Below are 17,390 nucleotides of genomic sequence, written 5' to 3' on the forward strand. Positions count from 1 at the left end.
ATCACCCGCCACGGCCGCTGGGAACTGCGCCACCACCCCGACGGCACCACCGAATACGCCTGGATCGCCCGCCAGGCCGGCCACTTCAGCCCCGAGAGCAATCCGATCCCCGAGCAGCGGCAGCATCCCCGGGGCCGCCACCGCATACCCCGCTGACCGACCCGCGCTGCCCGGGCCGACCCCGGCCCGGGCCGCTCGGACGACACAGGTCGCCGCGCGTCGGCCGCACCGTGGCGCGCGTCCGGTGGAATCCAGGCGCCCCAACGTCCCTCTGGCTACGCACATTTCAAGCCATCCAGCTCTTATATGGCTAACAACCCCTTCGGCTGTAGTTTCCACGAGCCCCCTGGGGATCGGCGGCGGTCCGCGCTCTCATGTCGCTGGGCACTCACTCGCCCCATGGGAAGGCAGGGATATGAGCAGATTCAGGTTCGCGGCCACCGGACCGGCCTTGGCGCTGGCGGCCTCGGGGATCCTCCTGGCAGCAGGCGGTACGGCCCGGGCGGAGGCCGGCTACGACCAGATCACCATGCTGAAGCAGGAGAAGAGCCAGTGGTGCTGGTCGGCCGCCGGGCTCACCATCGCCAAGTTCCAGGGATTCGGCACCACGCAGGCGGACTTCTGCGACCGCGCCTCCCAGTACAGCGGCGGTCCGAGTTGCAACAACCAGCCCGCCACGCTCGGGGACATGGCCAACGCCTGGTCGAGCCTGGGCCTGTCCAAGACCGGTACCGGGATCAGCAGTGCGGCCTCGTTCGCCCAGGTCACCACTGACGTCAAGGCGGCCCGGCCGATCGGCGCCCGAATCGGATGGACCTCCGGCGGTGGCCACATGAACATCGTCTACGGCTTCGACACCTCGAACAACACCATCGCCGTCGCCGACCCGTGGCCGGACACCGCCACCTACACGTGGTGGAACTACGGCGACTACGTGAACAACAGCTCGTTCAAGTGGACCCACTCCCGTACCGGCATCTCCCGATAGACAGAGAAGGAGGGCGACACATGCGTGACCAAGGAATGCCCGTCAAGCGGGAGACCATTCGGTTCTCCCGGCTGCCCATCGTCCTGGCGCTGAGCGCGTCCGCACTGCTGTCCGCCGTCGGCCCGGCCCGCGCGGCCGACATCCCCGACTACCAGGCCGCCCTCGACCTGGTGAAGTCGGCCGACGTCCGCGACGCCGTCTGCCGCTTTCTCGGAACGCCGCTGCCCCAGGGCGGATCCGACACCGTGGTGACGATTCCCGACACGGCCTCGCCGTGCGAGGGCCTGCCCGCGTTCACACTCAAGGACCCGCTGGCGGTGAACGAGATCACCCCGGGCTTCGCCGCGGGCACGGCCCCGCCGCTCCCCACCGAGGCCATCAGGCTGAGCCACCTCGTCTCCTCGCTCAACGCGACCGTCAACGACCGCACCGCCACGGTGCTGCTCGCCCCGACCGAGGGCGGCGGCTGGCACCTGGCGGGGGTGCGCGACGGCGACAGCGACGCCACGTACGCCGGCAAGGCGGGCTTGGGCACCCTGGTCTTCACGGAGCCGCAGATCCGCGGCTGGTACCAGCTGAAGCTCACCACCGTGGAGCCGCTCAACGACCAGGCCCGGGAGGGGCTCGACGGCCAGTCGGCGGTGTCGCTCGCCGACTACCAGAAGCTCCTCAAGGCCCGTTACGCCGACAAGCTGCCCGGTTCCGAGTACGACACCCGGGGCCTGTCCAGCGGGTACGGGACCACTGACCGGGCAGCCGACCCGTCCTCCCGGACCCCGCTGCTCGCCGGCGGCTCGATCGCGGCGCTCGCCCTCGTGGGCGGAGCCGTCGTCCTCGGCCGGATCCGGCGCCGGAACCGCGACACCGCCTGAGTCCCACGTCGCCGCCCCGGACCCCGGCCGGATGCCGGGGTCCGGGGCGGAGAGGCCGTCGGACCCGCTCCCACCGGCGGGTCCGAGTTCGTGAGACCTAGCTCCTGACCTCGGCCTTGTGGGAGTCGCCCCGGGGCGTCTCCGTGGTGCTCCGGGAGTGGGCCGTGCCGGCCGTGCCCGCCGCGCCGCCCATGGCCAGCGCCATGGCGGCCACCGCGGTGGCGGCGGCCCTCTTGATCCTCTTCATCCGTGTCCCCGGGTGACGAGCGGTCCACTCCGCCGGGCGGCGGGGCGGGGCGGGCCGGACACCCACGGTCGAAGGACCGGGGCAGCGGGTGCCGGCCTCGCCGAGAACCTTCCGGAATCGGCTGTCGATTCGTCAACCAGCCATGAGAACAAGGGACTTGAAAGTCGCATCGACGTGCCTCATCGGGCACGGAATCACCGTGTGTCGCAGGTGGACGCAACCCGGCGGCGGTGGTGGCGGGTTGTTCACGGGCATGAGTATGCGTGGGAAGACCCATCCGAACCGAGGGCGGCGCGTACTGTCCGCCCTCCTGGCGCTCTCCGCCTCAGTCGCGACCCTCGCGCTGACCGGACCGGCCGCCGCCCAGAACCAGTCGGAGCCGAGTACCTCCGCGGCGCCGATCAGGTGGGGCTCCTGCCCCAGGAGCGAACCGCCCATGCCGGACCCGAACCCCGCCGCGCAGTGCGCGACGGTCGAGGTGCCGGTGGACTGGTCGAAGCCGCACGGCCCGAAGACCGGCATCTTCGTCGCCCGCCTGCGGGCCGCCGACCCGGCCCGGCGCATCGGCGTCCTGATGTCGAACCCGGGCGGCCCCTGGGCCCCCGGGGCCGACGACGCGCTGCACGCCGGTCACCCCCAGAAGGGCGTCTACACGCCGGAGATGCTGCAGCGGTTCGACATCGTCGGCTTCGACCCGAGGGGCAGCCACCGCAGCCAGCAGGCCCGCTGCGACGAGTCGATCGCGGGCGGGATCACGTCCCGCCCGCGCGACGCGGCGGCCTTCGAGCAGATGCGCACCCTGAACGGACGGCTCGCGGCCGGCTGCCTGCGGCTCACGGGCCCGCTCGCCGCGCACATGGACACCGAGAGCGTGGCGCGGGACATGGACGCGATCCGCGCCGCCCTCGGCGAGCGCCGGATCAGCTTCCTCGGCCACTCCTACGGCACGCTCCTCGGCGAGCGCTACGCGCGCCTGTTCCCGGAGCGGCTCCGCGCGCTCGCCCTCGACAGCGTGATGGACCCGGACCGGCCGAACGCTGAGCGCTTCCTCACCGACGCCAGCGTCACCGCCGACGACACCTTCAAGCGCCTGGCGGCCTGGTGCTCGACGGCGCCGTCCTGTGCGTTGAGCGGCCGGGACCTGGCGGCCGTCGCCGCCGAACTGTTCGCCCGCGCCGAGGCCGGCACGCTCCGCGTCCCGGGACCGGAGGGGCCGACACAGGCCGTGGCCGACGCCGACGGCCTGTCCGACTTCCTCACGTTCCTGACCTGGGGGTGGGACCCGGAGCGGGCGGCGCGGGAGCTGGCCGCCGTGTACACCGGGACGGGCACGGTCCACTGGCCCCAGTACCAGGGCCCCAGCCGTGACATGCAGCTCGTGCTCTGCCGGGACTACGACCTCCGGATCCGCGACCACGCCGAGTACCGGGCCATCCGGGAGCGGGTCGCCCGGGCCGCGCCGCACGTCCGCGTCAGCACCCAGGGCCTGGACATCGTCCTCGGCTGCCAGGGCTGGACCGTCCCGCCGAAGGCCCGGCCCGCCCGGGTGGCGGGCGACCTCCCGCGCGTCCTGGTGGCGAACGCCACCCTCGACCAGCGGACGCCGCTGCCGGGTGCGCGCCGGATGACGCAGTCCTTCCCGAGGGCCACCCTGCTCACCCGGGACGTCGTGGGCCACTGGCTCTACTCCTCCGAACCGACGAAGGGGGCGTTCGACGCCTACCTCACCGACCCGCGGGGTTGACCCGCGAGACCGGGGCGGGCGGTGGGAGGGCAGGCGACGGGCCGCTGTGGGGGCGGCCCCTCGCCGGCCGGGCATCCGTGGGGCGTTCGGCCGGGCGTCGGGTGCGAGCGATCAGGCCGACGTGCGCAGTCCCGACAGGAGCCGGTCGAGCGCCTGCTCGGCGGCCCGGGAGTCCCCGCCCCGTGCGATCCAGAGCGCGGCCTCGTTCATCGCCCCCGAGAGCAGCCGGGCCAGCGGCTCCACCGGCTGGTCTTCGACGGTCCCGGCCGCCACGAGCGCCGTCAGGGCCTCCGCCAGGTGCCGGGCGGACGACTCCTCGTCCAGCGCCCGCCACTCGTCCCAGCCCAGCACGGTCGGCGCGTCGACCAGCAGGATCCGTCGCACGGCCGGGTCCGTCCCCGAGGCGAGGAAGGCGCGGCAGCCGGCCCGGAGCTGCTCCCAGAGGTCCTCGTGCCGTTCGGCCTCCGCCGCGACCCGCTCGCCCAGCTCCTGCTGCACCTCGGCGACGACGGCCCGGAAGAGTCCGGCCTTGCTGTCGAAGTGGTGGTAGGCGGCTCCCTTGGTGACCCCGGCGGCCCGTGCCACCTCGGCCAGCACCACCTGGTGGTAGCCGTCGGCGGCGAACCGCTGCCGCCCTTCGGCCAGCAGCGCCCGCCGGGTGGCTGCCCGCTGCTCCGCCCGGTTGACCGCCATCGCGTCGCACCGCCCTTTCCATTTCGCGTACCCCGGGTATGCTAGCGCCAAGGTTCACATACCCCGGGTATGTGAAATGGACGCGAAGGGCCTCCGCCATGACGAACGACCTCAGGAGCGACCTCGGGACCGGCCTCGGGGCCGAGCCCGCGAACGGAACTGCGAACGGAACTGCTAACGGGGCCGCGAACGCGCCCGCGGTCGGGCTCGGTGGCTTCTACCCGGTGATCGCCACCCGGGACGTGGTCGCCTCCCGCGCCTTCTACACCCGCCACCTCGGCTTCGAGGTCACCTTCGAAGCCGACTGGTACGTGAGCCTGCGCCGCCCCGACGCCCCGCAGTACGAGCTGGCCCTGCTGGACCACACCCACCCGACCCTCCCCGAGGGCCACCGGACCCCACTCCGGGGCGGCCTGCTGCTGAACTTCGAGGTGGACGACGTGGACGCCGAGCACCGGCGGCTCGTCGCCGGGGCCGGCCTGCCCGAGGTGCTGCCGCTGCGCACGGAGGAGTTCGGCCAGCGTCACTTCATCGTCGCCGCCCCGGACGGCGTGCTGATCGACGTCATCACCGTCGTCCCGCCCAGCGAGGAGTACGCCGCCCAGTACACGGGCGCCTGACCCGCGGCCGGCCTCGCGGAATCCGCGGCGTGCCCCATGGGGCACGAAGGCGACGCCGCTCCGGTCCGGTCCGCCCGGGCCCCGGAGTGCGGTGCACCCCTCCAGCTGGGGCGCTGTGGCGGCCTTCGCAGCCCAAGTCCTCTCGTGAGAGCGTCCGTTGAGGCAGGCGGGTCGGTCCGCGCGGCCCTTGCCGACCGGTTGCGGTGACGACATGTCAGGCGATCGGCGACGCTGTCCGGGAGGGGCCGGTGCCTGCGTACGCGGATGCGGACGCGTCCGCGGGCGTGCCGTGACCGACGGCCGTGTCGGGCGGCCGGGCCCCGCCCGCCTGCCGTCCGGCAGGCCCGCCGTTGTGCGGATCCCGGACACCCCCGTCCTCGCCGGGGCCTGCGCTAGGCCGCGGGGACCATCCCGAGCAGCTCGCTCAGCCGCCGGATCGAGGCGGGCGACTCGCGGTGCAGGCCGGCGATGTCGAGGCCCTCGTCGCCCAGGACCATCAGCAGCGCCTGGTCCCCGATCGCCAGCACCACGACGTAGCCGCCGTTGCAACGGGTGACCACGTCGCGCAGGCCGCCCACGCCGACCTCGGCCGCGGTGCGCCGGCCGAGGCCGAGCATGGCGGCCGACAGGGCGGCGGCCGACTCGGGGTGGACGGCGGCCGTGTCGGCGGCCACCAGCAGGCCGTCGGCGGTGGAGATGACACTCTCGGAGATGCCCATGACCCGTTCGCGGAGGGACTTCAACTCGGCGACGAGAACGGCGGTCGGTGTCTGGGTGCTCATGGTCTGCTCTTCTCGGTCGTCTCTGTCGTCTCGGTGCGGTGTGCGTTCGGTGGACCGTCGGAAGCGCCCGCCGCTTCCTCGGGCCGGGAGTCCGGCCGGCCGTGGCCGCCCGCGTTCCCTGCGCCGCGTACGCCGGGGACGCGACGCGGCAGCGGCCCGGTCGCGGTCGGCAGCGGTCCGCTCGGCGGCGTTCGCGGGGCCACGCTCGGTGCCGTGGCGGCCGGGAGCGCCGTTTCGCGGTGGAGAAGGTGTCGGGCGTCCATCCGGACGACGTCGAGCAGCACCGAGAACACGCCGCGCCCCAGCGCGAATCCGATGTCGCGCGGGGTGCGGCGGCCGGTGGCCGCGGCCAGGACCTCCCGGTACCGGACCGGGATCCGCGACGCAGCGGACTCGGCCGCGGCGGCAGGGCGGATCCGGGTGCGGGCCAGCTCGCCGGGCGGGCCCCAGAGGCGGGTCAGCAGCGCCACCCGCCGGGCGGTCTCCTCGAAGAGCCGCTGCGGCTCGATCCCCGGGCGCAGCGCGATCCGGGCGGGCGGCGCCGATTCGGCGATCTCCCAGCTGCCGGGCGGGCTGAGCACCAGGGCGAAGGCTCCGTCGAAGGCGGCGGCGGCGCAGACGGCTTCGAGTTCGGTGGCGCCGATCGACCCCTGGGCCACCAGGGCCGCGCCGAGGTCGCCGCCCCAGGCCGCGGGAGCGTCGACCGGGCGGGCGGCGGAGGCGGCCGTCTCGGCGGTCGCCCAGTCCGCCTCGCCGACGCGCCGCGCCTTCAGCAGCAGGGTCTCGGCGGTCGGAGCCCCGGGGGTCTCGATCGCCGTGACCAGCCCCTGTTCCAGGTGGATGGTGCCGCCCGGTGCGCTGGAGACGGTGACCGAGCCGGTGAAGCCCGTCCGGTGCAGCGCGAGGAGCAGCGCGGGCACGTTACGGGCCGCGGGCGGCACGGGCGGTGCCGGGTCGTGGGCCCGGCCGCCGGCCGGTCGGTGGGCAGGGTGGTGGGCCGGGTCGTGGGACAGCTCGTCGGGAGGGCCGCTCATGCCAGCAGGCCCCCCGCACGGTCGGCGGTCTGGCGGATCGCCAGCGCCAGGTTGGTCCGCCCCCGGTCCAGCACGGTGGCCAGCAGCAGGGGGTCGCCCTGACGGGGCACCACCTGGACGACCTGGTGATGGCGGGTGCTGGTGACCACCACGCTCTCCAACTCGCTCTCCACCCCGGCCTCGTACAGACGCTCGCCGATCAGATTGGTCAGCTCGGCGAGCTCGGCCCCGCTGCCGAGCAGCCGGTGGTCCCCGGCGGAGTGGTAGCTGAGGCCCGTGACGGCGTCGACGAGAGCGGCGCCGATGACTCCGGGGGAGTCGAGCACGTCGGAGAGGGAAGCTTCGAGTGCGCGCACCAGTACCCCTTCACGTTCCGAACTGTTGGCAGCGTACTTTATTCCACCATTTCCGCGGGGTGACCACCGAGGGTGGCTTCTTGCTACTTTGTTCCCGCACACGGGAGTTCTGCCCGGAAGTCACGCAAAGGACGAACAGCGCATGAACATTGACAACGCACTCAAGGACGCGATGGCCATCGAGGGCGCCATCGGCGTGGCTCTGGCCGACTACGAGAGCGGTATGTCACTCGGGTTCCTCGGCGGGGGCCAGCAGCTCGACCTGGAGGTCGCGGCAGCCGCCAACACCGAGGTCGTCCGGGCCAAGATACGGGCCCTGGCAGCGCTGTCGATCGACGACGTCATCGAGGACATCCTGATCACCCTCGGCACCCAGTACCACCTGATCCGCCCGCTGGCGCGCAGCCACGGATCCCTCTTCCTCTACCTGGCGCTGGACCGCTCGCGCGCCAACCTGGCGCTCGCCCGGCACGGTCTCAAGCGGATCGAGGCCGATCTCGACGTCTAGGGTGCGCGCCGCACCGGGAATTCCCGGTGCGAATGCGAAGCGTGATGAACCGGCTACGGCGTTCCGTCCGTGGGGGTGGGGTGCGGAAATTGCAGGTGCGCATCAATCACGGAAATGCGTGACTTTCCGATGACTGGGCGTCATATTCTCCCCCCGGCGTTACGCACCGAGCCCTAATCCCGGAACCGTGGAGCGGCCGAACGCCGGAACGCCGCACCGCCCCCCGCCTACCCGGGCTCCTCGTCGAGCACCTTGCCGTACATCGACGAGGTGCGCCGGACGGTCATCCCGACCCGCTCGTACAGCGGCAGCGCGCCGGTGTTCGAGTGCGTCCACAGGGTGCACAGCTCCCGCCCGTGCCGGTGGAACGCGCCGAACACCTCGCCCAGCAGCAGCCGTGCGATGCCCCGGTTCCGGTGGTCGCGGCGGACGGCCAGCCGTTCCACGTAGCCCTCGCTCCCGCCCGGCACGTCGAGCGACAGCGCCGCGCCCACCATCTCCCCGTCCGCGAGGGCCACCCGCGAGAGCGCGGGCGCGAACGCCTCCCGTCCGACGGTCCGCAGGGCCCACTCCTCGTAGGAGCTGCGCCGCACCTGCCACTCGTCGAACGCGTCCTCGGTGAGCAGGTAGGCCGCCTGCTCGTCACCGGGGGCGAAGGGCCGCACCGTGATCCCGTCCGGCGGCCCGGCCGCCACCGGGCGGGCGGGCAGTGCGATCCCCAGCTGCCACTGGGAGACGAACGGCCGGTACCCGCGCGAGCGCAGCAGTGCCACGGCGGCCCGGTCGCCGTCCTCCACGGCCTGGGCAAGCCGTACGCCGCCCGCACGCCGGGCCTGCGCCTCGGTCCAGTCGAGCAGCCATCCGCCCAACCCGGCGCCCCGGTGGGTCGGGTGGACGTCGATCCGGCTCCGGCGGCCCCCGCGGACCCACGCCCAGCCGGCCACCTCGCCGTCGCCGTCCTGCACGAGCAGCGCGTCGCGGGCCGGGTCGAGGTCGGGGAGGGCCAGGTCGGCGGCGATGTCGTCGGACCCGGTCTCGGCCCGGCCCAGTAGGTCGCGCTCGCAGGCGTCGACCAGCCGGTGGACGGCCGGGGCGTCGTCGGCGGCGGCCGGCCGGCTCCGGTAGCGGGCGGGGAGCGGCGGCAGTTCGGGGAGCACGGTCATGCTTCCCGACTCTCCGCCACCCGGGCCGCTCCTGTCGACCGGTTTCGCCGCACCGGCGTCGTTCGCACCGGCGTCCTTCGCACCGGCGGACGTGCGGGCGTCCGCGCCGGACGCCCGGGCCGAGGGTTCCCGCACCGGAAGTCGGCCGGTCCGACGTCCCGTGCGCACGCCCGCCGGGCGGCCCTGTGCGTACGGGCCGGGCGGCCGTGCGCGGACCGTCAGCCGATCGTGCGAGGCCCCCGGCAGAGTCTTCCTCGTCAGCAGGAAACGGCAGCACCGGACGAAGAACGAGGAAGCCCGCCATGAGCACCCAGCAGACCACCGTGACCCCCGCCACCACCTTCTCCGCCGAGGTCCGGCTCGCCTCCCGCCCGGTCGGGTCGCCCACCGCCGACACCTTCGAGCTGGTCCGCACCGCAGTCCCCGAGCCGGCCGAGGGCGAGATCGTCGTCCGCAACACCTGGATGTCGGTGGACCCGTACATGCGGGGCCGGATGGACGACGCGCCGTCCTACATCCCGCCGTTCGAGCTCGGCGCGGCCCTGGACGGCAGCGCGGTCGGCGTGGTGGTCGCCTCCCGCTCCGACGCCGTGCCGGTCGGCGCGACCGTCTCCCACTTCCTCGGCTGGCGCGAGTACGCCGTCCTGGACGCCGCCGCCGCGACCGTCGTCGACACCGGCCTCGCCCCGGCCTCCGCCTACCTGGGGGTGCTGGGCACCACCGGCCTCACCGCCTACGCGGCGCTCACCGAGATCGCCCCGGTCCGCGAGGGCGACGTCGTCTTCGTCTCCGCCGCCGCCGGGGCGGTGGGCAGCGTCGCCGGGCAGCTGGCCCGCAGGCTCGGCGCCTCGAAGGTGATCGGTTCGGCCGGCGGCCCGGAGAAGGCAGCGAAGCTGGTGACGGACTTCGGTTACGACGCCGCGATCGACTACCGGGCCGGCTCGCTGGACGAACAGCTCGCCGCAGCCGCCCCGGAGGGCATCGACGTCTACCTCGACAGCGTCGGCGGCGACCACCTGCGGGCCGCCATCGGCGCGATGCGCACCGGCGGCCGGATCGCCCTCGTCGGCGCGATCAGCACCTACAACGCGACCAGCCCGGCCCCGGGCCCCGACAACCTGTTCCAGGCGGCGGCCAAGGAGCTGAACCTGCGCGGGATGCTGGTCAGCAGCTACTTCCACCTCTTCCCCGAGTGGATCGGCCGGGCCGCCGGCTGGCTCGCCGACGGGAGCCTGCGCACCGAGCAGACCGTCGTCGAGGGCATCGAGCAGGCGCCGGCCGCCTTCCTCGGCGTGATGCGCGGCGCCAACACCGGCAAGATGCTCGTCCGCCTGGAGGGATGACCGGCCCGGAGGAGGACCGCCCGGAGGAGGACCGCCGGAAGGAAGCCCGGCGGGCGGGGGGACCGCCCGCCGGGATGATCGCCGCCGCGCGGAGCGTTGCCACCGGAGGGCTCCGGGTCGACGCCGAACCGCCGGAAGGCGTGCGCAGCACCGCACCTGACGTCACGACAACGACCCGTCGCACCCACCGCACCACAACCGAAGGAACCGTCGACCATGAGTGACCTCCACGACCACCGCACCCTCACCAACCCCGCCGGCCTGCACGACCCCACGCCGTTCGGCTACAGCCACGCCGCCTCCGCGCCCGGCGAACCGGTCTTCATCGGCGGGCAGTACGCCTCCGACGAGAGCGGCCAGGTCGTCCCCGGCGACTTCGCCGCCCAGGTCGAGCGGTCCTTCGACAACCTGCGCACCGCGCTGGCCGGCGTCGGCCTCGGCTTCGAGCACGTCGTCCGGCTCGGCTCGTACGTCGTCGACCACGACCTGGAGAAGCTGGGTGTGCTGGGGAAGGCCCTGCACGCCGCCTGGGGCGACCGGCTGCCCGCCCAGACGCTCAGCGGCGTCGCGTCGCTGGCGCTGCCCGGGATGCTCTTCGAGATAGACGCGGTCGCGGTGCGCCCGGTCGACGGCGCGGAGAGCGCCACCCGCTGACCCCGCGGCGCCCGGCGCCACTCCAGGGGGCCGCCGATCGTGGCGGCCCCCTCCGCGGCACCTCCTCCGCGGCACCCCCTCCTCCGATCCTCCGCACTGAAGGGCCCGCCATGAAGGCACTCGTCCACGACCCGAACGCCCCCCGGCAGCTGAGCTTCGCCGAGGTGCCGGATCCGAAACCCGGGCCCGGACAGGCGCTGATCGAGGTCGGCGCGGTCTCCTTCAACTTCGGTGAGATCGTCTACCGGTCGCCGGACACCCCACCCGGCACGGTGCCGGGCTGGGACGCGGCGGGTGTCGTCGTCCGGTCGGCCGACGACGGATCGGGTCCACCCGTCGGGGCCCGGGTGGTCACCTTCGGGTGGGGCGGCGCCTGGGCGCGGCTGCGGGCGGTGGACACCGCCGAGCTGGCGGTCGTGCCCGACGCCGTCGACCTCGGGACGGCGAGCGCCCTCCCGGTGGCCGGGGTCACGGCGCTCCAGGCGGTCCGCCGCCTGGGCTCCGTCCTCGGCCGTCGGGTCCTGGTCACCGGCGCCTCGGGCGGGGTGGGGCGCTTCGCCGTCCAGCTCCTCGCGCTGGGGGGTGCGCACGTCGTCGCCTCGGTCGGCGGCCCGGCCCGTGCGGAGGGCCTGCGGGAGCTGGGCGCGGCCGAGATCGTGCACGGCCCGGAGGAGCTGACGGCGCCGGTGTACGGCGTGCTCGACAACGTCGGCGGCAGCCAGCTGGCCGAGGCGTTCTACCGCCTCGAACGCGGCGGCGTCGTCCAGGCGATCGGGAAGGCCTCCGGCGAGCCGACCGTCATCGACTTCGAGCGGGCCCGCGTCGAGAGCCCGAACGGTCGGCTGGAGAACTTCAACGTCAGCACGCCCGTCGGTGCCGACCTCGGTCACCTGCTCCACCTGGTGGCGACGGACCGGCTCTCCCCGCAGATCGGCTGGCGCGGCTCCTGGACCAGGGCCCACGAGGCGGCGGACGCGCTCGTCGGGCGCCGGGTCCTCGGCAAGGCCGTCCTGGACCTGGGCCCGGACGACTAGCCCGGACGACTGGCCCGGGCGACTGGCCCGGACGGCCGGGCCGGGACCGGCGGGCCCGCGGGGCCGGGCCCGCCGGAGGGCGTGGTCCCGGCTCCGCCGCACCCCCGGCCAGCTATGGTTACCCTCTGCGCGGGGTCGGTCACTCCTGGTCGCGGCGGCGGGGGCACGCCCTCCCCGCGTGCGACGGCCGCGCCCCGCGCTTTCCATGAGCAGCGCGGGCAGGCGGTCGGCCGATGGCTCTCCGCCCCGGTCCGACATCTGAGGAGGAGCGCGTGGCGAAGGCGAAGTTCGAGCGGACGAAGCCGCATGTCAACATCGGCACCATCGGCCATGTCGACCACGGGAAGACGACGCTGACGGCGGCGATCACCAAGGTCCTGCACGACGCCTATCCGGACCTGAACCCTTTCACGCCGTTCGACGAGATCGACAAGGCGCCGGAGGAGCGGCAGCGCGGCATCACGATCTCGATCGCGCACGTCGAGTACCAGACCGAGGCGCGTCACTACGCCCACGTCGACTGCCCGGGTCACGCGGACTACATCAAGAACATGATCACCGGCGCCGCCCAGATGGACGGGGCGATCCTCGTCGTCGCCGCCACCGACGGCCCGATGCCGCAGACCAAGGAGCACGTCCTGCTGGCCCGCCAGTCAGGGGTCCCGTACATCGTCGTCGCCCTGAACAAGGCCGACATGGTGGACGACGAGGAGATCCTGGAGCTCGTCGAGCTGGAGGTCCGCGAGCTCCTCTCCGAGTACGAGTTCGACGGCGACAACACCCCGGTGGTCCAGGTCTCCGCCCTCAAGGCCCTGGAGGGCGACAAGGAGTGGGGCGAGAAGCTGCTGGGTCTGATGAAGGCCGTCGACGAGAGCATCCCGCAGCCCACGCGGGACATCGACCACCCCTTCCTGATGCCGGTCGAGGACGTCTTCACCATCACCGGCCGCGGCACCGTGGTGACCGGCCGGATCGAGCGCGGGGTGCTGAAGGTCAACGAGACCGTCGACATCATCGGCATCAAGCCGGAGAAGACCACGACCACGGTCACCGGCATCGAGATGTTCCGCAAGCTGCTCGACGAGGGGCGGGCCGGCGAGAACGTCGGCCTGCTGCTGCGCGGCATCAAGCGCGAGGACGTCGAGCGCGGCCAGTGCATCATCAAGCCCGGATCGGTGACCCCGCACACCGAGTTCGAGGCGACGGCCTACATCCTGTCCAAGGACGAGGGCGGCCGGCACACCCCGTTCTTCAACAACTACCGGCCCCAGTTCTACTTCCGCACCACCGACGTCACCGGGGTGGTGACCCTCAAGGAGGGCACCGAACTGGTCATGCCCGGGGACAACGTCGAGATCACCGTCACCCTGATCCAGCCCGTCGCGATGGAGGAGGGCCTGCGGTTCACCATCCGGGAGGGCGGCCGGACCGTCGGCGCGGGCCAGGTCACGAGGATCACCAAGTAGGAGAAGAGGGAGAAGGGGGCCGCCTCCTGGCACGATCGAAGGATCGGAGGCGGCCCCCGGCTCGGGACCGGTCGTCACTCACCCTGCGGACGGGGCATCGACCGCGTTGTTCTGACCGGCCACGATCTTCCAGCCGTCCGCCTGGCGGGCCACCACGTAGAGGGCGGCGCCGTGCGCCCCCTCCACGGGTTCGCCCGCGGCGTCGGTGGGCGTCTGGGCGACGTTCACCGCGACCACGTCCTCCGCGATCGCCAGGATCTTCACCACGTCGTACCGGGCGTAGGAGTCCCGCAGGAAGCTCTCCATCGCCGGCCTGCTGAACTCGGCGATCGCCGTCCGTCCGTCGAGCCGCAGGCCGCGGGCGTTGGTCCACGAGGCCTGCTCGCCGAACTGCTCGCCCAGCGCGGTCGCGTCCTTGGTGTTGAACGCCTTCTCCAGGGCGGCGACCACCCCGGTCACCGCGTTCCTGACCTCGGCCGGAACGGCCCCCACCACCAGTACGTCGTTCGCCATGGCGAACCCCTCCTCACGTGCCGTGCCGGCGGTGGTGATCACCGCCTGGGCCCTATCCGACAACGTGAACCCCACTTGAGGTCAAGCCCGGTGGGCGGAGGCCGGTACGGGCCACCGCGGGAGGCCGGCGCCGTCCGGGGCGGAGGGGCAGCGCCCCGGCGCCTCGGGTCCTCAGGGGCGGTACAGCTCCGTGATGCGGGTGATGCGACCGCGGGCGTCGAGGACGATGTCGTAGGTGTCGCCGTAGCAGCCGTACGGCGGGTCGGGCTCACGGTCGGCCAGGCAGTCGCCGAGGTGCTCCAGGAGGACGGGGAGCTGGACCTCCTTGGCGGGCTCACCGTCCTCAAGGGCGACGAGGGTGGCGGTCACCCGGGCGGCGAGCGGGTAGGCGGTGGGGATGCCGACCGGGTCGTAGGAGCCGTCGTCGGGGGCGTCGGAGTCGCAGACGTACCGGGTGGGGAGGGCGGTGAGGCGGCCCTCGATCTCGCCGACGACCCGGACGACCTGGTGGCCGGGGCTCAGCGAGAGGTCGGTGCACTCGGGCGAGGGGGCCGTCGGCGCGGAGTCGGTCGCGGCGCCGTACGCCTCCTCCGTGCCGTCCTCCCACGGGGCCGCGTCGTCGAGGTCCTCGGCGTCGGCCGTGTCCTCGTCGTCGTCCGAGGCCATCGCCACCGTCGGGTCCTCGTCGATCGGGGTGCAGGCGGCCAGGCCGGCGGTGACGGTACAGCAGAGCAGCACGGCGAGGAGGAGGCGACGGGGGGCGGTCATGGGGCGAGTCTCCCAGGAAGACGACCGGACACGGCACCCCCCGTACACGCGGAATCCGTACACCCGGTTCCGCTCCGCCGGTTCCGCCGGTTCCGCCGGTCCGGCGGAACCGGACGGCGGCGGGCAGGCGGGCGGACGGCGCACGGTCAGGACAGCGGGGCGGGGGAGTTGGCCTCGGGGACGAGCAGCGCGGGCGCCGCCGAACCGTCGGCCGGTACCCCCCAGACGTCGTTGACCCCGTCCGAGCGCTGGATCGCGTACGCGACGGTGGCGTCGTCGAGCCAGGCGGGCTGGTCGTCCACCGAGCGCTGCTCGGGCAGCCGGGTGGCGGCCATCGTGGCGAGGTCCAGCACGGCGGGGCGCCAGCCCTTGGCGGGGTCGCCGTCGACGGCCTGCTTGAACGCGATCCGGCGGCCGTCGGGGGAGAGCGACGGGCACTCGACGTTGTCGGCGAGCGTGCGGACGGTCCGGGCGGCGAGGTCGCCCTCCACCAGGTAGCGGTGGCCGTCGGTGGCGAGGGTCGCGTAGAACCGGTTGTCGTCCGCGGTGAAGGTCACCCCCCAGTAGTTCACGTCGGCGGCGCGGTACGGCCGGCCCTCCCGGGTGATCGTGAACTCCTCCAGAGTGTTGAGGAGTTGCCCCCCGGAGGTGTCGAGGACGCCGGTCCGGGTGGAGAAGGAGTTGCCCGCGTAGGAGTCGCCGCCGACGAAGAGCGTCCAGGAGACCATCCGGCCGCTGGCGGAGACCCGGAGCCGGTTCGGGAGGCCGGTCAGCGAGACCTTCCTGCGCTCGTTCGACGCCCGGTCCAGCACGACGAGTTCGGGCCCCTCCAGGGCGCCGGCCGGGGCGAGGCAGGCGACCGTCCCGGCGGCGGCGTACGCGCGCTCGCAGCGGCGGCTGCCGACCTCGCGGCTTCCGCCCGGGTCCTGGCGGGAGACGGACGAGAGCAGGCCGTTGCTCAGGACCTGGATGCGCGGACCGGCCGCCGTGCCGCCGGGGTCGCCGTCGGGATCGGAGTCGGAGTCGGGGGCGGAGCCGCGGCCCGGGGCCGTCGCGGCGGTGCCCGGTGCGGAGCCGGCGGTCAGGGTGTACGTCGTGGCGGCGCCGCCGAGCAGCAGGGCGGCGGTGGCGATCGCCAGCAGCCGGGCGCGCGGGGTGAGGTTCAACGGGGGTCCTTCGCAGGGGTGTCGGAGGTGGTCACGGGAGCGGCCGGGCCGGCGGGGCGGCGCGGACCGCCGGACAGCAGGACGACGGTCCCCAGCAGCGCCACCGCGACGGCCGCCGCGGCCGCCCGGCTGGCGGTGGCCGGCCCCCAGTACTGCCAGGCCAGCCCGAACAGCACCGAGGAGGCCAGGTAGGCCAGGGCCTGTCCGCTCTGCACCAGGGCGATGCCGGTGGTCCGCAGCGCCTCGGGCAGCCGGGGCCCGGCCAGGGCCATCAGCACGCCGTCGGTGGCCGCGTAGAAGAGGCCGTGCAGCGCCAGCACCGCCACCGTCGCGCCCGTCCCGTCGAGCGGCCCGTACAGCAGCAGGTACGCGCCGGCCAGGGCCGCGTAGCCGCCCAGCAGCACCGGGAGGCGGCCGATCCGGTCGGCGAGCGCGCCCAGCGGCGCGGCCAGCAGCAGGTACGTCAGGCTGGTGCCGACCGCCAGCAGCGGGAACCAGCCCAGCGAGAGGTCCGAACGCCGCTGCAGCAGCAGGTAGACGAAGCCGTCGCCGATCGTGGCCAGCCCGAGCAGCGCGGCGGCCAGCACCAGCCGCAGCACCGGGCCCTGCCGCAGCAGGCCCAGCGCGGCGCGGGCGGAGATCGCGCCGGCCGCGGGCATCGGGGTGCGGTGGTCGCGGACGAACAGCACCAGGATCAGGACGCCGAAGGCGGCGACGCAGAAGCTGGTGACGAAGACCGCGTCGAAGGCCTGTCCGGCGGCGGCCAGGACCGCCAGCGCGAGCAGCGGGCCGGCGAAGGCGCCGGCCGCGTCCATGGTGCGGTGCAGGCCGAACGCCCGGCCCAGCGAGCCCTCCGGGGCGGAGAGGGTGATCAGGGCGTCCCGCGGGGCGCTGCGCAGGCCCTTGCCGGCCCGGTCGGCGGTGATCACCAGGCCGAGCGCGGCCGGTGCGGAGCCGGCGGCGAGCAGGCCGAGCTTGGCGACGGCGGAGATCGCGTAACCGGCCCCGGCGACGACCTTGCGGCGCTGGATCCGGTCGGCGACGAAGCCGCCGACCAGGCGCAGCAGCACGGTCGCGCCGCCGTAGAGACCGTCGATCACCCCGTACGCGGCCGGGCCGAGGTGCAGGGCGGCGGTCAGGTAGAGCGGGAGGACGGCGGTGACCATCTCGGAGGAGACGTCGGTCACCAGGCTGACCGTCCCGAGGGCGACGACGTTGCCGCCCACCAGGGCCCAGCGGCGCTTCCTCGGGCCGGCGGGGGGATCGGTGGGGGGATCGGCGGCGGCCGGGCGGCCGATGGTGGACAGGTACACGGGTGGCCTTTCGCCGGTGCGAGCTCGGCACGGGGACGGTCGGCGCGGGACGGTCGGCGCGGGACGGCGGCGCGGGGTGGTCCGCGCGGGGTCGGCGGAGCGGCGGGACGCGGCCGGGGGAGGTCC

Annotated in this window: 19 protein-coding genes; 9 read left to right on the plus strand and 10 right to left on the minus strand. The window is 74.0% G+C overall.

All coding sequences use genetic code 11. The features are described 5' to 3' along the window. The first annotated feature begins 415 nt into the window (after positions 1-415). Together ACFWIC_RS33260 and ACFWIC_RS33265 are read left to right on the plus strand one after the other, a co-directional pair. Entirely contained in the window at positions 416-988 is a 573-nt protein-coding gene (locus ACFWIC_RS33260) for a papain-like cysteine protease family protein (RefSeq protein ID WP_329882036.1), read from the plus strand. Positions 989-1,008: 20 nt separating this feature from the next. Further along, on the plus strand, positions 1,009-1,860 hold the full coding sequence (locus ACFWIC_RS33265) for a hypothetical protein (protein ID WP_329948588.1): 852 nt from the start codon (positions 1,009-1,011) through the stop codon (positions 1,858-1,860). A 97-nt stretch (positions 1,861-1,957) separates the two neighbouring features. On the opposite strand, the gene ACFWIC_RS33270 is transcribed toward ACFWIC_RS33265, so the two are convergent. Then, complete coding sequence (locus ACFWIC_RS33270) at positions 1,958-2,107, minus strand: hypothetical protein (protein ID WP_329882038.1); 150 nt, start codon at positions 2,105-2,107, stop codon at positions 1,958-1,960. Between the two features lie 436 nt (positions 2,108-2,543). Between ACFWIC_RS33270 and ACFWIC_RS33275 the strand changes: the two genes are divergently transcribed. Continuing rightward, positions 2,544-3,851 (plus strand): alpha/beta fold hydrolase, encoded by a 1,308-nt coding sequence (locus ACFWIC_RS33275; protein ID WP_380520726.1) that lies wholly within the window; start codon positions 2,544-2,546, stop codon positions 3,849-3,851. Positions 3,852-3,962: 111 nt separating this feature from the next. Here ACFWIC_RS33275 and ACFWIC_RS33280 read toward each other — a convergent pair whose 3' ends face one another. Next, the gene (locus ACFWIC_RS33280) at positions 3,963-4,544 is read right to left on the minus strand and encodes a TetR/AcrR family transcriptional regulator (RefSeq protein ID WP_380520727.1); all 582 of its coding nucleotides are present in this window, start codon (positions 4,542-4,544) and stop codon (positions 3,963-3,965) included. Between the two features lie 98 nt (positions 4,545-4,642). On the opposite strand from ACFWIC_RS33280, the gene ACFWIC_RS33285 reads away from it, so the two are divergent. Further along, on the plus strand, positions 4,643-5,164 hold the full coding sequence (locus ACFWIC_RS33285; protein WP_380520728.1) for a VOC family protein: 522 nt from the start codon (positions 4,643-4,645) through the stop codon (positions 5,162-5,164). A gap of 392 nt (positions 5,165-5,556) precedes the next feature. On the opposite strand, the gene ACFWIC_RS33290 is transcribed toward ACFWIC_RS33285, so the two are convergent. From ACFWIC_RS33290 to ACFWIC_RS33300, 3 genes are read right to left on the minus strand one after another with little or no spacing between them, the layout of a single operon-like run. Then, positions 5,557-5,946, minus strand: a complete 390-nt coding sequence (locus ACFWIC_RS33290) for a roadblock/LC7 domain-containing protein (protein ID WP_329882041.1) — start codon at positions 5,944-5,946, stop codon at positions 5,557-5,559. After that, a complete protein-coding gene (locus ACFWIC_RS33295; RefSeq protein WP_380520729.1) occupies positions 5,943-6,980 on the minus strand; it encodes a DUF4388 domain-containing protein in 1,038 nt (345 codons plus the stop codon). Before ACFWIC_RS33295 ends, ACFWIC_RS33290 begins: the two co-directional genes overlap by 4 nt. After that, positions 6,977-7,336: a hypothetical protein gene (locus tag ACFWIC_RS33300; RefSeq protein WP_329948593.1), complete on the minus strand. Its 360-nt coding sequence runs from the start codon at positions 7,334-7,336 to the stop codon at positions 6,977-6,979. Before ACFWIC_RS33300 ends, ACFWIC_RS33295 begins: the two co-directional genes overlap by 4 nt. Before the next feature lie 142 nt (positions 7,337-7,478). Between ACFWIC_RS33300 and ACFWIC_RS33305 the strand changes: the two genes are divergently transcribed. Then, entirely contained in the window at positions 7,479-7,844 is a 366-nt protein-coding gene (locus tag ACFWIC_RS33305; RefSeq protein ID WP_329882044.1) for a hypothetical protein, read from the plus strand. Positions 7,845-8,071: 227 nt separating this feature from the next. Here ACFWIC_RS33305 and ACFWIC_RS33310 read toward each other — a convergent pair whose 3' ends face one another. Then, the gene (locus tag ACFWIC_RS33310; protein ID WP_380520730.1) at positions 8,072-9,007 is read right to left on the minus strand and encodes a GNAT family N-acetyltransferase; all 936 of its coding nucleotides are present in this window, start codon (positions 9,005-9,007) and stop codon (positions 8,072-8,074) included. A 302-nt stretch (positions 9,008-9,309) separates the two neighbouring features. On the opposite strand from ACFWIC_RS33310, the gene ACFWIC_RS33315 reads away from it, so the two are divergent. From ACFWIC_RS33315 to tuf, 4 genes are all read left to right on the plus strand, one after another. Then, on the plus strand, positions 9,310-10,350 hold the full coding sequence (locus tag ACFWIC_RS33315; protein ID WP_380520731.1) for an NADP-dependent oxidoreductase: 1,041 nt from the start codon (positions 9,310-9,312) through the stop codon (positions 10,348-10,350). A gap of 216 nt (positions 10,351-10,566) precedes the next feature. Then, positions 10,567-11,004, plus strand: coding sequence for a RidA family protein (locus tag ACFWIC_RS33320; protein ID WP_329882047.1), 438 nt, complete (start codon positions 10,567-10,569; stop codon positions 11,002-11,004). A gap of 110 nt (positions 11,005-11,114) precedes the next feature. After that, positions 11,115-12,038: a zinc-binding dehydrogenase gene (locus ACFWIC_RS33325; protein WP_380520732.1), complete on the plus strand. Its 924-nt coding sequence runs from the start codon at positions 11,115-11,117 to the stop codon at positions 12,036-12,038. A 272-nt stretch (positions 12,039-12,310) separates the two neighbouring features. Further along, on the plus strand, positions 12,311-13,504 hold the full coding sequence (gene tuf, locus ACFWIC_RS33330) for an elongation factor Tu (protein ID WP_329948598.1): 1,194 nt from the start codon (positions 12,311-12,313) through the stop codon (positions 13,502-13,504). A 78-nt stretch (positions 13,505-13,582) separates the two neighbouring features. Here tuf and ACFWIC_RS33335 read toward each other — a convergent pair whose 3' ends face one another. The 4 genes from ACFWIC_RS33335 to ACFWIC_RS33350 form a co-directional block, all read right to left on the minus strand. After that, positions 13,583-14,017 carry an SgcJ/EcaC family oxidoreductase gene (locus ACFWIC_RS33335; RefSeq protein WP_329948599.1) on the minus strand — a complete coding sequence of 145 codons (435 nt, stop codon included), beginning with the start codon at positions 14,015-14,017 and terminating at the stop codon, positions 13,583-13,585. 171 nt (positions 14,018-14,188) lie between these two features. Continuing rightward, a complete protein-coding gene (locus ACFWIC_RS33340; protein ID WP_355405218.1) occupies positions 14,189-14,785 on the minus strand; it encodes a hypothetical protein in 597 nt (198 codons plus the stop codon). A gap of 146 nt (positions 14,786-14,931) precedes the next feature. Continuing rightward, a complete protein-coding gene (locus ACFWIC_RS33345) occupies positions 14,932-15,951 on the minus strand; it encodes a hypothetical protein (protein WP_329948601.1) in 1,020 nt (339 codons plus the stop codon). Continuing rightward, positions 15,948-17,264 (minus strand): MFS transporter, encoded by a 1,317-nt coding sequence (locus ACFWIC_RS33350; protein WP_380520733.1) that lies wholly within the window; start codon positions 17,262-17,264, stop codon positions 15,948-15,950. Before ACFWIC_RS33350 ends, ACFWIC_RS33345 begins: the two co-directional genes overlap by 4 nt. Between the last annotated feature and the right edge of the window lie 126 nt (positions 17,265-17,390).

The organism is Kitasatospora sp. NPDC127035, assembly GCF_042726075.1.
Taxonomy (GTDB): Bacteria; Actinomycetota; Actinomycetes; order Streptomycetales; family Streptomycetaceae; genus Kitasatospora.

Coding starts and splice junctions, on each gene's coding strand:
- ACFWIC_RS33260 (WP_329882036.1), top strand. CDS start 416: ATGAGCAGATTCAGGTTCGCGGCCACCGGACCGGCCTTGGCGCTGGCG.
- ACFWIC_RS33265 (WP_329948588.1), top strand. CDS start 1,009: ATGCGTGACCAAGGAATGCCCGTCAAGCGGGAGACCATTCGGTTCTCC.
- ACFWIC_RS33270 (WP_329882038.1), bottom strand. CDS start 2,107: ATGAAGAGGATCAAGAGGGCCGCCGCCACCGCGGTGGCCGCCATGGCG.
- ACFWIC_RS33275 (WP_380520726.1), top strand. CDS start 2,544: ATGCCGGACCCGAACCCCGCCGCGCAGTGCGCGACGGTCGAGGTGCCG.
- ACFWIC_RS33280 (WP_380520727.1), bottom strand. CDS start 4,544: ATGGCGGTCAACCGGGCGGAGCAGCGGGCAGCCACCCGGCGGGCGCTG.
- ACFWIC_RS33285 (WP_380520728.1), top strand. CDS start 4,643: ATGACGAACGACCTCAGGAGCGACCTCGGGACCGGCCTCGGGGCCGAG.
- ACFWIC_RS33290 (WP_329882041.1), bottom strand. CDS start 5,946: ATGAGCACCCAGACACCGACCGCCGTTCTCGTCGCCGAGTTGAAGTCC.
- ACFWIC_RS33295 (WP_380520729.1), bottom strand. CDS start 6,980: ATGAGCGGCCCTCCCGACGAGCTGTCCCACGACCCGGCCCACCACCCT.
- ACFWIC_RS33305 (WP_329882044.1), top strand. CDS start 7,479: ATGAACATTGACAACGCACTCAAGGACGCGATGGCCATCGAGGGCGCC.
- ACFWIC_RS33310 (WP_380520730.1), bottom strand. CDS start 9,007: ATGACCGTGCTCCCCGAACTGCCGCCGCTCCCCGCCCGCTACCGGAGC.
- ACFWIC_RS33315 (WP_380520731.1), top strand. CDS start 9,310: ATGAGCACCCAGCAGACCACCGTGACCCCCGCCACCACCTTCTCCGCC.
- ACFWIC_RS33320 (WP_329882047.1), top strand. CDS start 10,567: ATGAGTGACCTCCACGACCACCGCACCCTCACCAACCCCGCCGGCCTG.
- ACFWIC_RS33325 (WP_380520732.1), top strand. CDS start 11,115: ATGAAGGCACTCGTCCACGACCCGAACGCCCCCCGGCAGCTGAGCTTC.
- ACFWIC_RS33335 (WP_329948599.1), bottom strand. CDS start 14,017: ATGGCGAACGACGTACTGGTGGTGGGGGCCGTTCCGGCCGAGGTCAGG.
- ACFWIC_RS33340 (WP_355405218.1), bottom strand. CDS start 14,785: ATGACCGCCCCCCGTCGCCTCCTCCTCGCCGTGCTGCTCTGCTGTACC.